The following is a 19,002-nucleotide window of genomic DNA, read 5'->3' as shown; positions in this document are numbered from 1 at the left end:
TTCACGCATATTATTTCTCGGATTTGAGTATTTTATTGCCGATTATTTCTCGGATTTGAGTATTTTAACGCGATTTATTTCTCGGATTTGAGTATTTTCGCTATATTTGCACCTGTTATTCAAACAGTTACGATTATGGCAGAATATATACATAGAAACATAGACTCAGAACTCATCGCCTGGAAGGAAGATTCCATGCGGAAACATCCAGGAAGACATCATTCTGACATACGAAGATGATTTCAGCAAGTATAAAAAGAGAGTCAACCCAGATTTACTGCGCACAACGATGCGTGGCATCTGTCATCAGGCAGGAGAGAAGTTGACATACAAGCAAATATCAGCAGATTATCAGAGTTCACAAATCAGAGAAGCCATCCGCCTGTTGACACTTGCAGGAATCGTTACTCCTGTGGTCGCTACCTCGGGCAATGGTATTCCGCTGGATGCGGAAGCTGACGAGAAAAGCATGAAGGTCCTCTTTCTGGACCCAGGATTACTGTTAGCCGTGCTTCAACTGGAAGGCGACCTGTCTCAGCAGCTCATAGAACTTATTTTAGCCGGCACTCCTCAGGAGCTTGTCAATAAGGGAGGCGTAACAGAAATGGTTGCCGGACTCGAGATGATGCGTTACAAACCATGCATCCAGCGCCAGAAGATGTTTTATTGGGAGCAGAAGGGGAAGAGTGTTGCCGAGATAGACTATCTGGAAATCCACAACATGAAGATTACCCCTATCGAAATCAAATCGGGCACTCAGGGCGGCATGAAGAGTCTCTGGCTATTCATGAGAGAGAAAAAGCTCACCGAAGCATTCCGTTGTTCCTTAGAGAATTTTGGATCATTTGATTACATTGACAAGCAGGACGATAATGCCATAAGGCATGTCACCATACTGCCTCTCTATGCATTATCCCTATTGAGAAGCCGTTGATAGTCTGCTAACAAGCAGGATTAGGAATAAAAGTGCCTTTTTCCTACATGGCGACGTAATCTTTCCTACGTCCTGACACAGAAACTCCTGCGTCGCCATGTAATTTCAAGGGCATTAGAAGAGAAAAAATCCCTTGCAACCACTAGAGTCGCAAGGGATTCACATTATCCACTTATCTATTTGTACATTAAGGGTTTATTGAAGATTGGAGGTAGGCAATTAGAAACGGTATACAACAAAGCTGTTTGGCTTCATCTTCACGTTCAATACATTGCCCTGAACCTGTGCATCTGATACTACAGGAACAACCACATTTTTATTGTCTATCTTGTTTTCTGCCTGAATATCGTCGGCATGGAGAATGGTTACCTTACCTGGGTTCAACTTCTTGATACCATTAAAGGTTACGTTGATTTCCTTTGCCTCGTTAGAGGTGTTGGCAATCTTTACGATGTAGCTCTTGGTAGCCTTGTCGAAACAAGCGGTGGCATAGAGACCATTCTCGCCTGCTACAGCCTTGCCGTTCTCGGTAAGTTTCAACACATTGGTACCCTTGTTCTCACCGTAGAGCTGCTGAACATAGTAGTTGGCAGAACGGACAGAGCTGAGGTTATCGAACCAGATGAGGTCCGGACGCCACTGCCATCCCTCTACATGAGCGAAGAGAGGTGCATAGGTAGCCTGATAAACCACATCAGCATTACGCTCCAAACCGGTCATGAAAGCTGCCTCAGAAAGGGCTGCCTCCCAAGAGTTTGGATCATTCTCGGCATGAGCAGCATACTCACCGGCAAAGACCTTAGGACCCTTGCGGTCGTACTTGTCGTAACGGCTGGCATTGCTGCGGAACCATTCTGGACTCTTGTAGTAGTGCTCATCCACCATGTCTACGCCCAACTTGCGCATCTGCTTCCAACCGTAGTCGAAATCCTTTCCATCAGCAGATGGACCAGATGAACCGCAGATCTTGATCTTTGGATACTTGGCATGAATTTGTTCCATGAACTTCTGCAGACGCTCAGGATACATCGGACCCCACTGCTCGTTACCGATACCAATCTGCTTCAGATTGAATGGTGCTGGATGACCCATATCGGCACGGAGCTTACCCCACTTAGAGGTGACAGGACCATTGGCAAACTCGATGAGGTCGAGTGCATCGTCGATATAGCTCTGGAGATCCTTGACTGCTACATACGCATTAGGATCCTTATCATCGTTCTGATACTGGCAAGCCAGACCTACAGAGAGAATAGGCAATGGTTCAGCACCAATCTTCTCTGAAAGGAGGAAATACTCATAGAAGCCCAAGCCCAATGACTGATAGTAGTTAGGGAAAAGGCGATGTGGGAAGGTATCTCTCCAGCGGTTCTCGTTCAGAGGACGGTTCTCAGGAGCACCCACAGAGTTCTTCCACTCATAACGGGTGTCGAGGTCGGTTCCCTCTACGATACATCCGCCAGGGAAACGGAAGATGCCTGGCTTCAAGTCAGCCAAATCCTGTACGAGGTCGGCACGGAGACCATTCCAGTTGTCCTCAGGGAAGAGAGAGATATGGTCGAGGTCTACGCTCTCAGAACCCTTCTCCAGATAAACACGCATCAAACCCTTGGCATCGGTCTGAGGAGAAGTAAGGGTAGCAGTAAGCTTCTGCCATTTATTATTGGTGATGTTGATGACCTGCTTGGCAATGACATTATTCTTTGAATTGACGAGTTCTACGCGAATTTTGCCCTGCTTGCCATCGATGAGATGAAGACGGCCATATACGGTGAAATCGTACTTCATATCCTTCTTCAAGCCCATGCCGAAGAAGCCACGGTTCTCAAGACCAGTCTGCTTCTCACGTGCGCCTGCGCTCTCAAGTGTTACATAATGAGGATTGCGGTCGAAGGCAGGTTTTACGTCGCTGAGGGTTACATTTCCGAATGTATTCCATCCCATCAGGCGCTGTGGGAATTCGAAGGAACGGTTCTCTACCATCTCTGCATAAAGTCCACCATCGGCACCGAAGTTGATATCCTCGAAGAAGATACCATACATGGTAGGCTGGATTTCTGCTCCAGGCTTGTTAGCCTGAACAGTAAACTGATGCTGTGCGAAAGCTCCGAGTGAAGACATCGCCAGCAATGCTGCTGCGAAAATTTTTGCTTTTCTCATATTGTTCGTTATTTTTATTTTTTAGGTCTGTACTTGCACCTTATTAAATATAGGTGGTGCAGTAATTTGCTGCAAAGATTACACAAACGAGCGCAATGAAAGCTTGCTTTCAAATTGCCGAGTGCAGTAAATCTTCTGCAAAGATAAAAAAATCCACCCCGAATGAGGTGGATTTTCTGTTTAAATATATTGGATTTTCGTATAAATCCCTGCTTTTCTACTATTTATCTAATGGAATGAGCACGAAAGTGAAGTTCTTATCGCCATAATGGAGGCGATATTTCTCCAAAGGCCATGCCCCCCAAGAGTTCTCACCAGCCACACCAGAATGCTCTGCATCGAGGAAGAGATTGGTGAATCTTGACTTTTTCAGATTGAAACTGTGGCGCTGATCCTTGTCATCACCATCATCCAGTTCTTCGGTGTCGAAGTGGATGGCAGAAGCATAGAATGGCTTGCAGCTCTTCACCTGGAATCCGAAGCCGGAAGCATCGGTCTGGTTCCACCAGCGCATATCGCCCTTGGTACCACTTTCCTGTGGACGGATGTATGGGAAGTACTGGTTGTCGGCATCATCGCTGTAGATTCCAATACGCATGCAGTCCTCACGGTCAGAATAGTTCTCGATAGGACCACGGCCGTAATACGTGCTCTTGTCCATATCGTATGGCAACTGCATCAGCATACCGAAACGGAACAGATCGCTGACCTTGGCATCATCAGAAGCATCAAACTCCTGGCTTACCTTCATCGCACCGGTGTTAGGCATGATGAGATAATCGATTTCCAGCTCACCCTTCACCTCTGGCATCTCATAGGTTGCACAGATGCTGATGGTGTTTGCCTTCTTGTCCTTCTCTGCAGATACATACTTCAGATTCATGACAGGGTTCTTCCAAACCTGGAACTTCTTCTGCAGGCCGGCACCGAAATCATTATCGGTAGGAGCACGCCAGAAGTTTGGCTTCAGGGTACCGCCCTCGCCGAGGAGCGACTTGCCACGATAGGTATATTCAGAGATGAGACCGGTGGTACGATTCACCTTCACGGTCAGATCAGGAGTAGTAACGGTGATATCCTGCTCGCCCTTCTTGTCGATGAGCTTAGCCTTCACCTTCTTGCCGTTCTGAGCCTTAGCCATGTTGTCTGCACAATGACCGCAGCACTTCTTCTCCTTCACAGCCAGCTGGGCATAAGCCACAATCTGACCAGCCTCCATCAGAGGTTCAGCCTTCTTCAGACGGAAATCGATGTTGAGGAACACCTCCTTGCCCTTTACCTTAGAAAGGTCGTAAGGGATGGTGAAGTTCTTGGTCTGCTGGGCAGCTACATTGATATCAGCGATGGTACCGTTCTGAGTCTCCACGCCATCCTCAATGAGGCTCCATGCCAAGGCATAGTTGCTCAGATCGCGGAAGAAGTGCTCATTGTATACACTTACTTCGCCCTTCTCTGCATTCACCATCTTAGCCCAGATGTTCTGATACTGGTAGGCTACCTCGTAGGCATGAGGATTGAGCTGACGGTCAGGACCGATGATACCATTGCAGTTGAAGTTGTTGTCGCTAGGGTCATAATTGTTGTAATCACCACCGTAGCAATATTCTATCTTGCGGAGCTCTTCATTGCTCATCTTCTCAGGATTCTTGATGGTCATCGGCTTCAATACCTTGCGGTGCAAGCCCTGGTCAACGAAATCCCAGTCGAAACCACCCTGGAGGATAGGATACTTGCGAATCAGATCCCAGTAATCCTTCAGGTTACCGCCTGAGTTACCCATAGTATGGTTGTACTCACACTGGATGAGTGGCATCGGACTGTTAGGGTCCTTCGCATACTTTTCACAAGCACTTACAGGATAGTACATAGGGCAGAAAATATCGGTACCCTCGCCTCTGCGAGCCTGCTCATACTGAACCGGACGGCTCTGGTCCTGGCTCTTGATCCACTTGTAAGCCTGCAGGAAGTTATCGCCCATCACAGTCTCATTACCCATACTCCAGGTTACGACACTAGGATGATTGAAGTACATGGAAACATTGTGCTGGTTGCGCTCCATAATCTGCTTGGCAAACATCGGTTTCTTGGCAGCAGCATCATCGCCATACTGGAAACCGTGACTCTCCTGGTTAGCCTCAGCTACCACATAGATACCATACTCATCGCAGAGTTCGTACCAGCGTGGATCGTCAGGATAGTGGCAGGTACGGACAGCGTTGATATTCAGGCGCTTCATAGTCTTGATATCCTGAATCATGCGCTCCATGCTCAATACATAACCTCCATCAGGGTCCATCTCATGACGGTTGGCACCCTTAATGAGCACAGGCTGACCGTTGACAAGGAACTGCTTGTTCTTGATTTCCACCTTGCGGAAACCTACCTTGACAGGAGTCATGCTAGCCGCCTTCATAGCGTCCTTCTTCTGAGCACCCATCAGGGAAACCTGCAGGGTATATAAATAAGGTGTCTCGGCACTCCACTTCTGAGGATTAGCTACCTGCAGAGAGAAATTGGCAGTACCATTCTTGGCTACGCCAGTAGTGGTTGCTACCTGCTTGCCGTCCTTGTCGAACAGGATGAAGGCCAATTTGCCATTACCCTTTACCTTGGTAGAGATATTGAGCACACCATCCTTGTAGTTGTTTACAAGGTCAGGAGTAACACGGATATCCTCCAAATGCAACTTGGCATCGCGGGCAAAGAGATAGCTTTCACGAGCCACACCACTCAAGCGCCAGAAGTCCTGATCCTCATCCCAGGAACCATCGCACCAGCGGAAGGTCTGGAAGGCAATCAGATTCTTGCCCTTCTTCAGATAAGGAGTGATGTCAAACTCGGCAGCTACCTTGCTATCCTCTGCATAACCGGCAAACTTGCCGTTTACATAGAGATATATGTTGGAAGTAACGCTACCAAAATGGGCTACAACCTGCTTGCCATCCCAGTTGGCAGGAATGTCGATGATACGGCGGTAAGAACCAACATGGTTGTCCTTGGTAGGAACTGCTGGTGGCTGCTGGTCAAAATGTCCACGCCATGCAAAACCATTATTTACATACTCCGGATCGCCGAATCCGTTCATCTCCCAGTTGCCTGGAACATTCATGGTCTTCCATTTGGAATCATCAAGATCTTCCTTGTAGAAGTCGGTAGGACGCTGGTCGGCATTAGCCACCCAGTTGAACTTCCAGGTTCCGTCGAGCGAAAGGAAATACTTGCTCTCCGTCTTGTTCATGTGCAGGATATCCTTGCTCACGATTTTACCATCCTTCTCCGAAACCCAGTCATCTGCCGGATAGGTGAAGAAATTGGTGTGCAACGGAAAACGATTGATGGCATTCACCTGAAGGTCGTGCCATTCTGTGTAAGTTGGCTGTTGGATGGTCGTCTTATTCAACGACTTAATGGCAGTCTTCGGTTTGGTTGCACCAAAGGTTGCCATTGCTAATCCTGCCAAACTCAATGTTACGAACAGTCTCTGTTTCATGTTTGTTAGTTATTTATACATTAGATTGAAATTACACCTTATTATATATAGGCTATTCTATACCTTATTATATATAGGCATCTTACTTGAGCATCTTATATGCCTCCATGTTGCCGGTAGCCTCAGCTAAGCAACTGCAAATATATGAAAATTAAGTTAGAAACAAGCAGAACGACCGTATTTTTTATTGTTTTTTCAACACCGGAGCACCATTTTCCCAAGAAATAGGTACCCACAAGTGTCTGCTGTCACTCAAGTGCTTTGGGTTCCACATGTCTGCCATGAACACATAGTCAGCACCATGAAACATCTTCTTTTGTGCTGCAGTTTCCACCTTTAAAGGTAGCCATACCATCATAGAAAGGCATATAAATATATAAAACTTTTTCAATATCCGCTAAAAGAAAATGACAAAAAAGTTTGGTGTTTCCAAAAAAATGCATTACCTTTGCCATCATAAAATAAACAACGAAACGACATAAAAATTATGATGACAATCGAAGAATACAGAGCAGCCATCTTGCAGGCTTTGCTCGATACTAAGAACGAGGACGGCACTCCAGCCATTACTCCAAAGGAAGCACAGGAAGCACTCAACGGATTTACCGACGATGAGTTGCAAGACGGAATCCTATGGAATTCGCCCGAAGACGTGGCAGCTATTATCCTCGAGGGGTAATTCACGGAAGCAAGATCCAACATCAACAAATGAAGTTAAATCCAACTGTCAAATGATAAGAAAAGGAGTAGAGACTTATTCATAGTCTTTGCTCCTTTTTCGCTTTTTCTATCTTCTTTTTTCGTTTTTAGTTCCGTTTCTCTTTCCTTTCTTCCTAAAATCCTCTTATAAAAAGCTTCCTTCAAAAGCCTTGTAAGACTTCATTTCTGTTGCAAAAGCAATAAAAAACAAAAGAATGCGACAAAAAACAAAAGAATGTGCAATTTTTCTTTCACAATTCAATTATTATTTGTAATTTTGCAGCCGCATAAACGGAAAGGGAACATGCAAATCCCTCTTCAATCAGTTTAAAAAGATAATTTTACCGGTAAAAAAGATATATTAAATAATGAAGATAGAAAACGAAATCATCAGCTCGGTCATCGCTGCGGTGAAGGAGCTTTATGGTCAGGACGTACCTGAGAAGATGGTAGCCCTGCAGAAGACCAAGAGTAATTTCGAAGGTAACCTTACCCTCGTCGTATTCCCATTCCTCAAGATGTCAAAGAAAAAGCCTGAGGATACAGCACAGGAAATCGGCGAATACCTGAAGAAAAACTGCGCTAACGTTATCGCAGACTTCAATGTGGTTAAGGGTTTCCTCAACCTTTCTATCGCTCCTGCCGCTTGGGTAGGACTCTTGAATACCATCAACGCTGACCCTAAGTTTGGTGAGAAGCCAGTTACTGAGAACAGTCCGCTCGTCATGATTGAGTACTCTTCTCCTAACACCAACAAGCCTCTCCACCTCGGTCACGTTCGCAACAACCTCCTCGGCTGGTCATTGGCCCAGATTATGGAGGCTAACGGCAACAAGGTAATCAAGACAAACATCGTGAACGACCGTGGTATCCACATCTGTAAGTCTATGCTCGCCTGGCTCAAGTGGGGCAATGGCGAAACTCCTGAAACTTCCGGCAAGAAGGGCGACCACCTCATCGGTGACTACTATGTAGCCTTCGACAAGCACTATCGTGAGGAAATCGCAGAGCTCAAGGCTCAGTACATGAAAGAGGGCATGGACGAAGAAGCTGCCACAGAGAAAGCTAAAGTAGAGGCTCCGCTGATCAAGGAGGCTCACGAGATGCTCGTAAAGTGGGAGAACAACGACCCTGAGGTTCGTGCACTCTGGCAGAAGATGAACAGCTGGGTTTACGCTGGCTTCGATGAGACTTACAAGATGATGGGTGTAAGTTTCGACAAGATATATTATGAGTCAAATACTTACCTCGAGGGTAAGAAGAAGGTAGAAGAAGGATTGAAGAAGGGTCTCTTCTTCCGCAAGGACGATAACTCTGTTTGGGCAGACCTCACCAACGAGGGTCTCGACCAGAAACTCCTGCTCCGTTCAGACGGCACCTCTGTTTATATGACTCAGGACATCGGTACTGCCGACCTCCGTTTCAAGGATTTCCCTATCGACAAGATGATCTACGTAGTAGGTAACGAGCAGAACTACCACTTCCAGGTGCTCTCTATCCTGCTCGACCGTCTCGGCTTCAAGTGGGGTAAGGACTTGGTTCACTTCTCTTACGGAATGGTAGAGTTGCCTAACGGTAAGATGAAGAGCCGCGAGGGAACCGTAGTAGATGCAGATGACCTGATGGCAGAGATGATCAAGGATGCTCGCCAGACAAGCGATGAGCTTGGCAAGTTCAAGGACATGAGCGAGGAAGAGCGCCAGGAGATTTCACGCATCGTGGGTCTCGGAGCGTTGAAGTACTTCATCCTCAAGGTAGATGCCCGCAAGAACATGCTCTTCAACCCAGAAGAGAGTATCGACTTCAATGGTAATACAGGTCCTTTCATCCAGTATACCTACGCTCGTATCCGCAGCATCATGCGCAAGGCAGCAGCCGAGGGCATCGAGATTTCTGCAGAGTTGGGCGCAGATGCTCCTATCAACGAGAAGGAGATCGACCTCATCCAGAAGATGAACGACTTCGCAGCAGCCGTAGCCGATGCCGGCAACAACTACAACCCTGGTGGTATTGCTAACTACTGCTACGAGTTGACCAAGGAGTTCAACCAGTTCTATCACGACTACAGCATCCTGAATGCTGAGAGCGAGGCTGAGAAGATTACCCGTCTGGTTCTTGCAGCCAACGTGGCTAAGATTCTGAAGAACGGTATGTCTCTGCTCGGCATCGAGGTTCCAGAAAGAATGTAATATATACATAAGATATAATAACCTACAATTTAAAAATAAAAAATATTGACTATTTGACATAATGAGCATGGCCCTGGAGCTCGACTCCAAGGCGCATGCTCATTTCAGTTTTAGCCAATCCTTTTTGTTTTCCAACCCCAAAAAGAATAAAGATGAATAAAATGCCCGTAAATCCTCCTTCATGGAGAAACGATACCGTTTTGCCTCTGCCCAACGAGGTAAGAGCCAACGCTTGGGCTGTGGATGCCGCATGTTCCGGCAATCCCGGTCCGATGGAATACCAATGCATCGACCTTCAGACCGGTGCCCAGGTTTTCCATTATGGTCCTATCCACGGCACCAACAACATCGGCGAGTTTCTCGCCATCGTCCATGCCCTCGCCCTGATGCAGCAGAAGGGCATTACCGACAAGATAATTTATAGCGACAGCGTGAATGCCCAGCTATGGGTAAGCAAGAAACAATGCAAGACCAAACTGGAGCGCACTCCCCAGACCGAACAGCTCTATCAGGTCATCGCCCGAGCCGAAAACTGGCTCCGCACCCACCCCATCAACATACCTATTATAAAATGGGAGACGAAGAAATGGGGCGAGATTCCAGCCGATTTCGGAAGAAAGGGATAAGTTTTTTCAGCCTTAGCGCTTCGGATTCTTTTCGTAGTTTTACAGTAGTATTAATCTTGTTTTTTAAAAGAAATAATATGAGATTTTATACAGAAGAAGATATATTAGATAAGCATATAGGCAAGATAGGAAGCCCTCATCGTGATCAATTTGAAAATGAAATCAACAGATTCTTAACCAAAGAGGCCACCAAACTCCCAGATTGTTCTTGCTGATTCAGTAAGCATCACCTTTAGATAGACAGTTTAAGAAATAAACGAAGCTATCATCAAAATACTCTTCACTCTTCACCTTTCGGCCGGAAACCCCTGTGTTTATCGGCATTCCGAGGGGTGAAGAGTTGTTTTTATCTCTTCACCCACTCTTCACCACTCTTCACCTTCAGAAACGGGAACAGAGGCGAAAGACTGATAGGTAGATTGCAAATCAGCCAGAACTGAAGGGTGAAGAGTGGTGAAGAGTAGGTGAAGAGTGCCCGAATACTCTTCACCCCTCGGAATGCCGATAAACACAGGGGATTCGGGGCTTTTGGTGAAGAGTGAAGAGTATTTGGCAGGAAGCCTATACGAAAACAAAATAAAGGAGTTTTCGATAACTGTTCCAGTAAAACAGCCGACTAGCGACTCATGCGCTAGTCGGCTGTTTGCAGTTTGCTAGTTGGCTATTTATATTTTGCCAGTTGGCTATTTCCGGTAAAGCTCAGAAGGGTTCTGCATATACAGATATTTCTTTGCCACGTATGCCGCCAGCTGCATCATCTGCTCATTCTGGAGATAGGCTCCATAAGGAAAGAGGATGTTGATATTCGGAACATTCTGAGCCTGGGCATCCGAGAAATTCACGAAGGTAAGGTCGTTGATATACATCGTGGTGATGAATCTGCCCATATTCTCCAGCTTCTTCTTCTGATAGAGATTGCCCAACTGGATATAGTCGTTGCGCATCGCTACGGGCACCTGCTTCTGCCAATACTTGTCGCCAGCCTTCGGGAAAGGCACAAAAAAAAACCTGGGCTTTCATCAACATGGATGAAAGCACCAAGCCTAATATCATTATCAATTTCTTAGTCATATCGTTTACTTTTTGCGTACAAAGTTACGAAATTATAACAAGACCGAAGTCTAGAAAATGATAATTTTAGAGCAAATATCGCTTTAAGCGGTATTTTAAGAGAGAGAATTTCACTTTTTCCTCTGTTTATACCTCCAAAACTTACTACTTTCTCAAAGAATTGGCAGTCAGTTCCAGAAGACTCTGCAGATATTCATCGTCTGTATCCTTCTTCATCTTATTCAGCGAAGAGGCGCAGAATTTCTTCTCGTCAGCATTCAGCAACTTGCCGTATCCCTTACAAAGCTTGACTATTTTGTTGGCAATGCCCGTCTGGAGGGTACGCCGAGTCACCTGATTTCCCCAATAAGGGTATTGGTTTCTGGCATTCTTAAAGGCAGCACGGAGCGTGTTGAGTTGCATTATAAACTCTGCCGCATCCTTTGGAGGAGTCATATCCAATCCATAACTGCGAACCAGATTTTTGTTATACCTGATGTTGCCCAGAGAAACAAGAGAATCCAAACCTTGAACAGCATTCATCTTATAAGATAATGGCTTCTTATAGGTTTGCGGATCCTTGGAGTAGAACTTATATACACTGCCCTTTACCGAACGATCCATTCCCTGATACCATACCAAGGCATAAACATATCGCATGGTAGAATCCTTGCTGTCGCGGAAATACTGCAGGTTATAGTTGCGGTCTTTGTGAGTACCAAACTCGTAAGTCATGGAATTATCCTTGCCATACCCCACCCGATTCGTTTCAAGACTGAGAGAGCCCGCTTTCTTGGTAAAACTAATATAAGCGAGGCGACTATTGCTCAATAAAGCCTTTTGAAAGGTATCAACCATTTTCTGCTTTCTCTCAGGAATAGCGAACTCAAATCCCTTCATCATACCAATATTATAGGTATTCATAGAGGAAGAAGTAACAAAGTCGCCTTTCAACAAATCCTGTGCGAATACATCAAAAGCCTGGTCGATAGCCGGTATAGGCTCCTGAGCATGGCAAGCCGAAGAGAGCATCATCAGGCAAGCCACAAATGCTAATTTAAAAGTTGTTTTCATATTCTTCTTCTTTTTAATTGTTTCTTGTTAATAAACCTCTTGGTCACCACTCACATAGTCCTCATCATGCACATTCTCCTCACTTTCGAACGAGGCACTGGCTACTTCGGCATTGAGCGACTGGGTCTGAAGAGCATTGATGAGATAGAGTTTGAAGAACATTTCGTTCTGCTGTGCCTCCATCTCACAGAGATGCTCATCGGCAAGCTTTTCCGGCTCTGCCAACAAAGAATCGGTAGCAATATTCTGAGCTATCCAAAGCTTTGGAGAAGCAGGAGCAAACAGATGCTGACGATATTGCCTCTGCTTGTGCTTCCTTGTCTTGGGAGATACGGAATCACCCGACTTTTTTATCTTTTCAGGCATGGAAAGATTGGCATCTGTCGATTTCTCCTCGTGGACAACAGCAGAATCAACATCCTCCGGAGGCGTTCTTCCTTCGAATTGAGCCATCTTCGAATCATCCCGATGCCCTGTCTGTCGCCCTACCCAAGGAATAGCAAACCCTATCAGCAAGGCGATGGATGCAGCCAAACTAAGCGGCAACCATAGGCGGCGCATTCGTGCCTTAGCCTTTGGATGAGCATTTTCTACATGCTCCTCCGCCTCATGGTCAAGAGGCATACCCTCGTCGAAATATCCAAACATCATCTGGTATTCCTTCAGGTCATCGCTCACATCGGGATGCTTACGAAACCACTCCCCTATCAGAGCCTCCTCTTCCAGAGAAGTCTCACCAACCATAAATCGGTCGAGCAACAGTCGTATGTCCTTTTCTTTTTCGTTCATATCCAGTTTCCTCCTTTATTGATTATACCTATTTTATATATAAGGGCTATCGACATCTTTTTCTGATTTCCTGCAACATCTGCTTTCTTGCCCTCGAAAGCAAGACAGATACAGATTCAGGGGTGATGCCCACGATTTGCGCTATTTCCTCAAAGCTTTTCTTCTCTACCTGTCGCAGATAAAGCACCTGATATTGGTTGGAGGGCAAAGCCTTGAGGCGTTTTTGCAGCCACAGCTCGTTCTCCGAGTTTTCCACTTCCACATCGGGCGGCGCATAGTGGCTAGGCGACTTATCGAAAGGCTGGGCATCTATCGAAATCATCTTCCGCTTGCGAAAGAAGTCGATGCAAAGATGCTTGGCGATGCAACCCATCGAACCTTTGGCATGAGCAGCAGACTGAATATCATCCTTGATAGCCCAGAGCTTGAGCATCGCATCCTGTGCGATATCCTCAGCCTCATCGCAGCCAACACCATAACCTTGACTGATCTGCAAGGTTATCTGCCGCAACTGCGGAACGATATGGATGAATTCATTCTCTGTCATTTGCTCTCTTTTGTTTTATTTGTTCAAAACTACAACATAAACGGAAAAAAAGTGTTTTTCTTAATGGGATTAACCTATATTAACAAGAAAGCCTGGCAAACGCCGTTTGCCAGGCTTTCTTGATTAAAAAAACTATTTATTACTTATCCATAAACGACAAGCCCTGATAGAACCAGACATTCATCTGGTTGGCACCACGATGATTCCAGGCATAGTAAGGAATCAAGGTGAGAGGGGTGCAATCTACAGCGACCACATCCTCCTTCTTCTGGTAGATAATATGGGCAGGAGAGGTAACGATAGCCTTTACGGTGAAGGCTGGGGCTCCCTTGGTCTCCGTGTTCTGAATGCTGTAGTTGTCAACGAGAGTGAAGCTTGGCTTCTCTGGCATAACGGCATGGAGCACAGGTTCATTGCTATTATCCACAGCCTCAGCGCAATATACCAATGGACCACGCTCTACGGCAACCTTGCCCTTATCATCAGCTACCTTATCGTTAGCTACAACTGTACGGATAGGCATATCAAAATGGATGCGGATGACATCGCCCTTCTTGATGTTCTTGACAGGGAGATAACCCTTGTTGGCATCGAGATCAGCCTCTACAGCCTTGCCGTTTACGGTTACTGTGTAAGCAGGCTTCTCTGCATCGCTATACTTGTAAAGATCGCTAGGCACCACTTGGTTGCGAACCCATCCAGGAATACGGACCAGGAGGTTGGCATTCTTCACACCGCTCTTCTTCACAGCAATCTTGATATCGCCGTTCCAAGGATACTCGGTAGTCTCCTCCAGAACCACATCCTTGCCATTCACCTTGATGGTAGATATATTACCGGCAAAGAGATTCACATAGATATTGTTGTCCTTCACGCCATAGAGATAACCCGGAACAGAAGGGATGAAGCGGCACAAGTTACTTGGGCAGCAGGCACATCCGAACCAAGGCTGGCGGATGGTGTTGCCATCGGCATTGAAGGCATACTTGCCATCGCTAGACAATGGGTTTGGATAGAAGAATCTACCACCATCCATGCTCATACCCGAGATGACACCATTATACAGACTACGCTCCAAACAGTCGATATACTTGCTCTCGCCGTGAAGCAGGAACATACGTTCGAAGAGGTAAACCATAGAGATGGCTGCACAGGTCTCGTTGTAGGCAGTCATGTTTGGCAACTCATAGTTATCACCAAATGCCTCACCGTCATGGCGGGCACCTACACCACCCGTAAGATAGTATTTCTTGCCAACGATGTTTTCGAAAATGCGGTCGATGACCTTCATATAGGCAGAATCCTTGGTCAGGGCAGCCACATCAGCAATACCGGCATACATATAGCCGGCACGCACCGCATGACCTACCGCCTCTTTCTGCTCCAGGATAGGAGCCTGGCTCTGAGAATATGGGTTGCGGATATGAGTCTTGCCACGATAGTCGAGCAGATACTTAGCCTCATCCAGATACTTCTTTTCACCGGTCAAGGTATAGAGACGAGCCAAAGCCATCTCTGCAATCTGATGACCAGGAACGATGGTAGTCTGTCCTGGATTAGGTCCCACCTCCTTTACCACGCAATCGGCATAGCGCTTGGCGATGTTCAGAAACTTGGTGCTACCCGTAGCCTGATAGTGAGCACAGGCTGCATCTACCATGTGACCGAGGTTGTAAAGCTCGTGACTCGCCTCCTCGTCCTTGACCCAACGCTTATTTCCCGACCACTGGTGTGGATGCTTTGGGTTGATTGTACGGGCGGTATAGAGATAGCCATCTGGCTCCTGTGCCGCAGCTACTACATCGAGCACGCTGTCGATGTAAGCCTTCAACTTCTTGTTCGGATAAGTCTGGAGGATGTAGCTGGCACCTTCGATGGTCTTATAAACATCGGTATCATCGAAAGAGAAGCCCATGAACTTGCTCACATCCCACTCCTTGGTATCCAAACCCGGGTGGTTAGGATGCTGCAAGGTATAGGCAGCCATCTCGAAGTTCTTGTAACGGTGCTCGCTCTCACACTTGCTGAAAGCCAATGGCACGGTTACCTCTCGGGCTGCCTTCAGTCGGGCACCCCAGAAAGTATTCTGTGAAATCTTCACACTGGTGAAAGGAACCTGAGTAAATGGATAACCATTGCCCAATGTCTTCGCATTCTTCGCCATGGTTGGCACAACTACGGCTGCCGAAAGCAATACTGCTGAAATTAATCTCTTCATTTTCAAATAGGTTTTATTAATTTTATATTATTGTTTGTTATTTCAGTTGCAAAGATAAGAAAACTTTCCGACTATAGTGTATAATAAACAATAAAAAGCAGGTAATTATCAGTCAAACACCTATATTTATATCATATTTAACGCTTTTTTTTGTTACAATCGTTTTTTTATCTTACCTTTGCAGTCAAATTAGAAATACAATAATATATCAAATATGAATCATCTTCCATACCGTGCCATCGCCCTTGATCTGGATGGCACCCTGACCAACCACGACAAGGTGGTTACCCCGAAAACCCGCGAAGCGCTGCTCCAGGCAGAAGCCGAGGGTGTTGTTATCATCCTTGCTTCAGGCAGACCGACCTACGGCATCGAACCGGTGGCAGAATGTCTGGAACTGGATAAGCGAGGCGGATACATCCTATCTTATAATGGCGGCAACATCGTGAATGCCAAGACTGGCGAAAAACTCTTCACCCAGTTCCTGCCTGATGAGGTGATACCTATATTATATAGGTATGCGAAGGAGAAAAATCATGCCCTGCTGGGATATGCCGGCAACGAGATTATCACCGAGATGCCCGACGATCAGTATGTGAAGGAAGAATCGCGCATCAACAAGATGAACATCCGAAAGGTAGAAAACCTGTTCGAAGCCCTGGAGCCTCACCCAACCAAGCTCCTCATGACAGGCGACCCGGCAGATATGCTCAAGGCAGAAAACGAGCTTTCTGAGATTCTGGGCGACAGGATGGACATCTTCCGTTCAGCCCCATTCTTCCTGGAACTGGTTCCTAAAGGAATCGACAAGGCTAAGTCCCTGCTCCGCCTTCTGTCGAAAATCAATCTCACCCCAGCCGATATGATTGCTTTCGGAGATGGCTACAACGACCTGAGCATGCTGAAACTGGCAGGCATGGGTGTAGCCATGCAGAATGCAGCACCTGAGGTTAGAGCCGAAGCCGACTACATCACGCTTTCCAATGAAGAAGATGGCGTAGCTGCTGCTTTGGAACATTTCTGTAAAAAGGATTTTTAAAAGTAAAAAGGTAAAAAGGTAAAAAGGTAAAAAAGCCTAGCGGGGTATAATCTCCCTAGTTTCTTTTTACCTTTTTACTTTTTTACCCTTTTACCTTTCAACAATCAGTCCACCCTTAGGCTGCATGACTACCTTCAGGTTTCCCTTCTTATCCACCTTTACGGTCTTCATCTGAGAAACAGGCCAGAGAGCCTTCTTGTCCTTGCTGGCAGTTTCATGATAATAGGTAACGCTCTTGCCGGCAAGCATTGGCAGATTCAGGGTGAGCTTCATCACCTGGTCGGTGCCGTTCAAACCAGCCACATACCATTTATCACCATGACGACGAGCAACAACGGCATATTTTCCAGGATAACCGGCGATGAATTTGGTCTCATCCCAGGTTGTAGGAACGCTCTTCAGGAAATCAATCTCGTGCTGAGGAAGCTCAGAGAGATTATTCGGATAGATGGCGATACACAGGATGGCAGCCTGGTTCATGATAGCCGAAGCCATCTCGAAAACATCAGTAGTATAACGGCGATGACGACTCTTGTTATCTTTAGAGAGATACTTGTTCATGATGGTACCACCCCAATCCATCGCAGCCACGGCATTGCGGCAGAATGGATGCATGGTCAGCTCAAAGCCCTCCTGCTTGGCATGATAATCAGAGAAGAATACATTCTCCGAAGCCAGTACAGCCTCGCTCGATACATAGTTAGGATACATGCGCTCCCAACCTCTTGGCAGGGTGCAACCATGGAAGATAACCTGAATGCCATAATCGTTGGCATCGCTAAGGATGTCTTCATACTGCTGCATGGTATGCTGCTTGTCGCCACCGAAGAAATCTACCTTGATACCCTTGATGCCGATACTCTTCATCCAGGTCATCTCCTTCTTGCGGGCCACGATGTTATCCATGATGCCACGAGGTCCCTGAGGTGCATCGTTGGCCACACCATTGGAATTATACCAGAGCATCAGACTCACATTCTTGCTCTGCGCATACTTGCTCAACTCTGCTATCTTGTCTCTACCAATCTGGGTATCCCAGAGCGCATCAACCAGCACATATTCATATCCCATGGTAGCAGCCAGGTCGATGAACTGCTTCTGGTCGTTATAGTTGCAGGATTCATCCTGCCAGATGAGCCAACTCCAGGCATACTTACCAGTTCCGTATTTCTGGGAAGCCTCGAATCTTGGCTCTACTACATCGTATGGAATGGTAGTCTCTACCAATGGCTTCAAATCTGAACCCACGGTGATGGTGCGCCATGGAGTGGAACCCGGAAGAATGAAAGCTGCCGATGTAGAACCGATGCCATCTGCCTCCTTCTCCATTGGGAAGGCTATCTGATAACCCTTGGCAGCATCGTAATCGCTGATGTGACAACCCGGATAGTTGCCGTGAGTACCCGTCTCGCTGACCAATACCCAGCCATCGCCACCTACCTTGAAGAGGCATGGGAAAGTATAGCCATGTCCATAACCCGACTTGGCTGTAAGAGGCTGATCCACCTTATAATCTTCTTCATAACTTGGTTTGGTTCGGGCAAAACCGATGAGCGGATCCGACTGTGGACAGAGGTAGGTGGTGGTTACCTTAGGAAGATTGAAGGCAGTCTTCTCCTCGTTTACGATGATATGCTGAGCCTTCAGTTGATCAAAAGTATAACGGAATGCCACATCGTTGTTGCTTACATTGAAGGTAATCGTCATTGGCTGCTTCTTACCATTGATGTATGTCACGTTGAGCTGGTTGGCATGATAATCTACATGCGAAACCTTGGCGGTGCGGAGGTCATAGCTCTTCTCCACCTTTATCTCATTCTTGCCCTGATAGGTCAACCCCTGACTGAAATCGCCTACATTGGCAAGGAGTCCGAGCTGTGATTCCTCCATCATTCGCTTGCCTGCATAGTCGATGGAATAATAGAGTTTACCATCGCGGTCTTCTACCACGACATTCAACTTACCATCAGGAGAGCTGACAGTATTCTTCTCTGCGTATGCACCGATGCTCGCCATCAATGCCAGCACTACTGCTAAAACATTTTTCTTCATTTCCAGATAAAAGTAATTAGTTTATTTGTTACTATGTTTTTATGCTTAATTACATCGGCAAAGTTAAGCAATATTATACCTCAGTTCGGGATAACGAGCTCTATCTAAAGGCTTTATAATGTTTTTATATAAGGG

14 protein-coding genes are annotated in these 19,002 nt (G+C 46.4%); 5 read left to right on the top strand and 9 right to left on the bottom strand.

Annotated features, from left to right (window positions below; all coding sequences use genetic code 11):
- Positions 1 to 190: 190 nt before the first annotated feature.
- Positions 191 to 934, top strand: coding sequence for a DUF4143 domain-containing protein (locus tag RCO84_RS14995; protein ID WP_317585792.1), 744 nt, complete (start codon positions 191 to 193; stop codon positions 932 to 934).
- Between the two features lie 219 nt (positions 935 to 1,153).
- Here RCO84_RS14995 and RCO84_RS14990 read toward each other — a convergent pair whose 3' ends face one another.
- Together RCO84_RS14990 and RCO84_RS14985 are read right to left on the bottom strand one after the other, a co-directional pair.
- Positions 1,154 to 3,094 (bottom strand): alpha-L-arabinofuranosidase C-terminal domain-containing protein, encoded by a 1,941-nt coding sequence (locus tag RCO84_RS14990; protein WP_317585547.1) that lies wholly within the window; start codon positions 3,092 to 3,094, stop codon positions 1,154 to 1,156.
- Between the two features lie 220 nt (positions 3,095 to 3,314).
- Entirely contained in the window at positions 3,315 to 6,584 is a 3,270-nt protein-coding gene (locus tag RCO84_RS14985; RefSeq protein WP_317585545.1) for a glycoside hydrolase family 2 TIM barrel-domain containing protein, read from the bottom strand.
- A gap of 487 nt (positions 6,585 to 7,071) precedes the next feature.
- On the opposite strand from RCO84_RS14985, the gene RCO84_RS14980 reads away from it, so the two are divergent.
- The 3 genes from RCO84_RS14980 (at position 7,072) to RCO84_RS14970 (ending at position 10,098) form a co-directional block, all read left to right on the top strand.
- A complete protein-coding gene (locus RCO84_RS14980; RefSeq protein WP_317585544.1) occupies positions 7,072 to 7,263 on the top strand; it encodes a hypothetical protein in 192 nt (63 codons plus the stop codon).
- Between the two features lie 388 nt (positions 7,264 to 7,651).
- Entirely contained in the window at positions 7,652 to 9,472 is a 1,821-nt protein-coding gene (gene argS / locus RCO84_RS14975) for an arginine--tRNA ligase (protein ID WP_317585543.1), read from the top strand.
- 152 nt (positions 9,473 to 9,624) lie between these two features.
- Positions 9,625 to 10,098, top strand: a complete 474-nt coding sequence (locus RCO84_RS14970; protein ID WP_117727337.1) for an RNase H family protein — start codon at positions 9,625 to 9,627, stop codon at positions 10,096 to 10,098.
- A 346-nt stretch (positions 10,099 to 10,444) separates the two neighbouring features.
- On the opposite strand, the gene RCO84_RS14965 is transcribed toward RCO84_RS14970, so the two are convergent.
- From RCO84_RS14965 to RCO84_RS14940, 6 genes are all read right to left on the bottom strand, one after another.
- Positions 10,445 to 10,588 (bottom strand): hypothetical protein, encoded by a 144-nt coding sequence (locus RCO84_RS14965; protein WP_194252705.1) that lies wholly within the window; start codon positions 10,586 to 10,588, stop codon positions 10,445 to 10,447.
- 193 nt (positions 10,589 to 10,781) lie between these two features.
- Positions 10,782 to 11,096, bottom strand: coding sequence for a hypothetical protein (locus RCO84_RS14960; RefSeq protein ID WP_233339765.1), 315 nt, complete (start codon positions 11,094 to 11,096; stop codon positions 10,782 to 10,784).
- A 217-nt stretch (positions 11,097 to 11,313) separates the two neighbouring features.
- Entirely contained in the window at positions 11,314 to 12,222 is a 909-nt protein-coding gene (locus RCO84_RS14955; RefSeq protein ID WP_317573061.1) for a hypothetical protein, read from the bottom strand.
- A gap of 27 nt (positions 12,223 to 12,249) precedes the next feature.
- A complete protein-coding gene (locus RCO84_RS14950; RefSeq protein ID WP_117691831.1) occupies positions 12,250 to 13,011 on the bottom strand; it encodes a hypothetical protein in 762 nt (253 codons plus the stop codon).
- A gap of 46 nt (positions 13,012 to 13,057) precedes the next feature.
- Positions 13,058 to 13,558: an RNA polymerase sigma factor gene (locus RCO84_RS14945; RefSeq protein ID WP_144154066.1), complete on the bottom strand. Its 501-nt coding sequence runs from the start codon at positions 13,556 to 13,558 to the stop codon at positions 13,058 to 13,060.
- A gap of 139 nt (positions 13,559 to 13,697) precedes the next feature.
- Positions 13,698 to 15,776, bottom strand: a complete 2,079-nt coding sequence (locus RCO84_RS14940) for a glycoside hydrolase family 127 protein (RefSeq protein WP_317585542.1) — start codon at positions 15,774 to 15,776, stop codon at positions 13,698 to 13,700.
- Positions 15,777 to 15,990: 214 nt separating this feature from the next.
- Here RCO84_RS14940 and RCO84_RS14935 point away from each other — a divergent pair, with 214 nt between their 5' ends.
- Entirely contained in the window at positions 15,991 to 16,815 is an 825-nt protein-coding gene (locus RCO84_RS14935; RefSeq protein ID WP_317585541.1) for a Cof-type HAD-IIB family hydrolase, read from the top strand.
- A 90-nt stretch (positions 16,816 to 16,905) separates the two neighbouring features.
- Here the strand turns inward: RCO84_RS14935 and RCO84_RS14930 are convergent, their stop codons facing one another.
- On the bottom strand, positions 16,906 to 18,867 hold the full coding sequence (locus RCO84_RS14930) for a glycoside hydrolase family 97 protein (protein ID WP_317585540.1): 1,962 nt from the start codon (positions 18,865 to 18,867) through the stop codon (positions 16,906 to 16,908).
- Positions 18,868 to 19,002 lie beyond the last annotated feature (135 nt).

This window comes from Segatella copri (genome assembly GCF_949820605.1).
Taxonomy (GTDB): Bacteria; Bacteroidota; Bacteroidia; order Bacteroidales; family Bacteroidaceae; genus Prevotella.
This window is presented reverse-complemented; position numbering and strand designations above follow the sequence as displayed.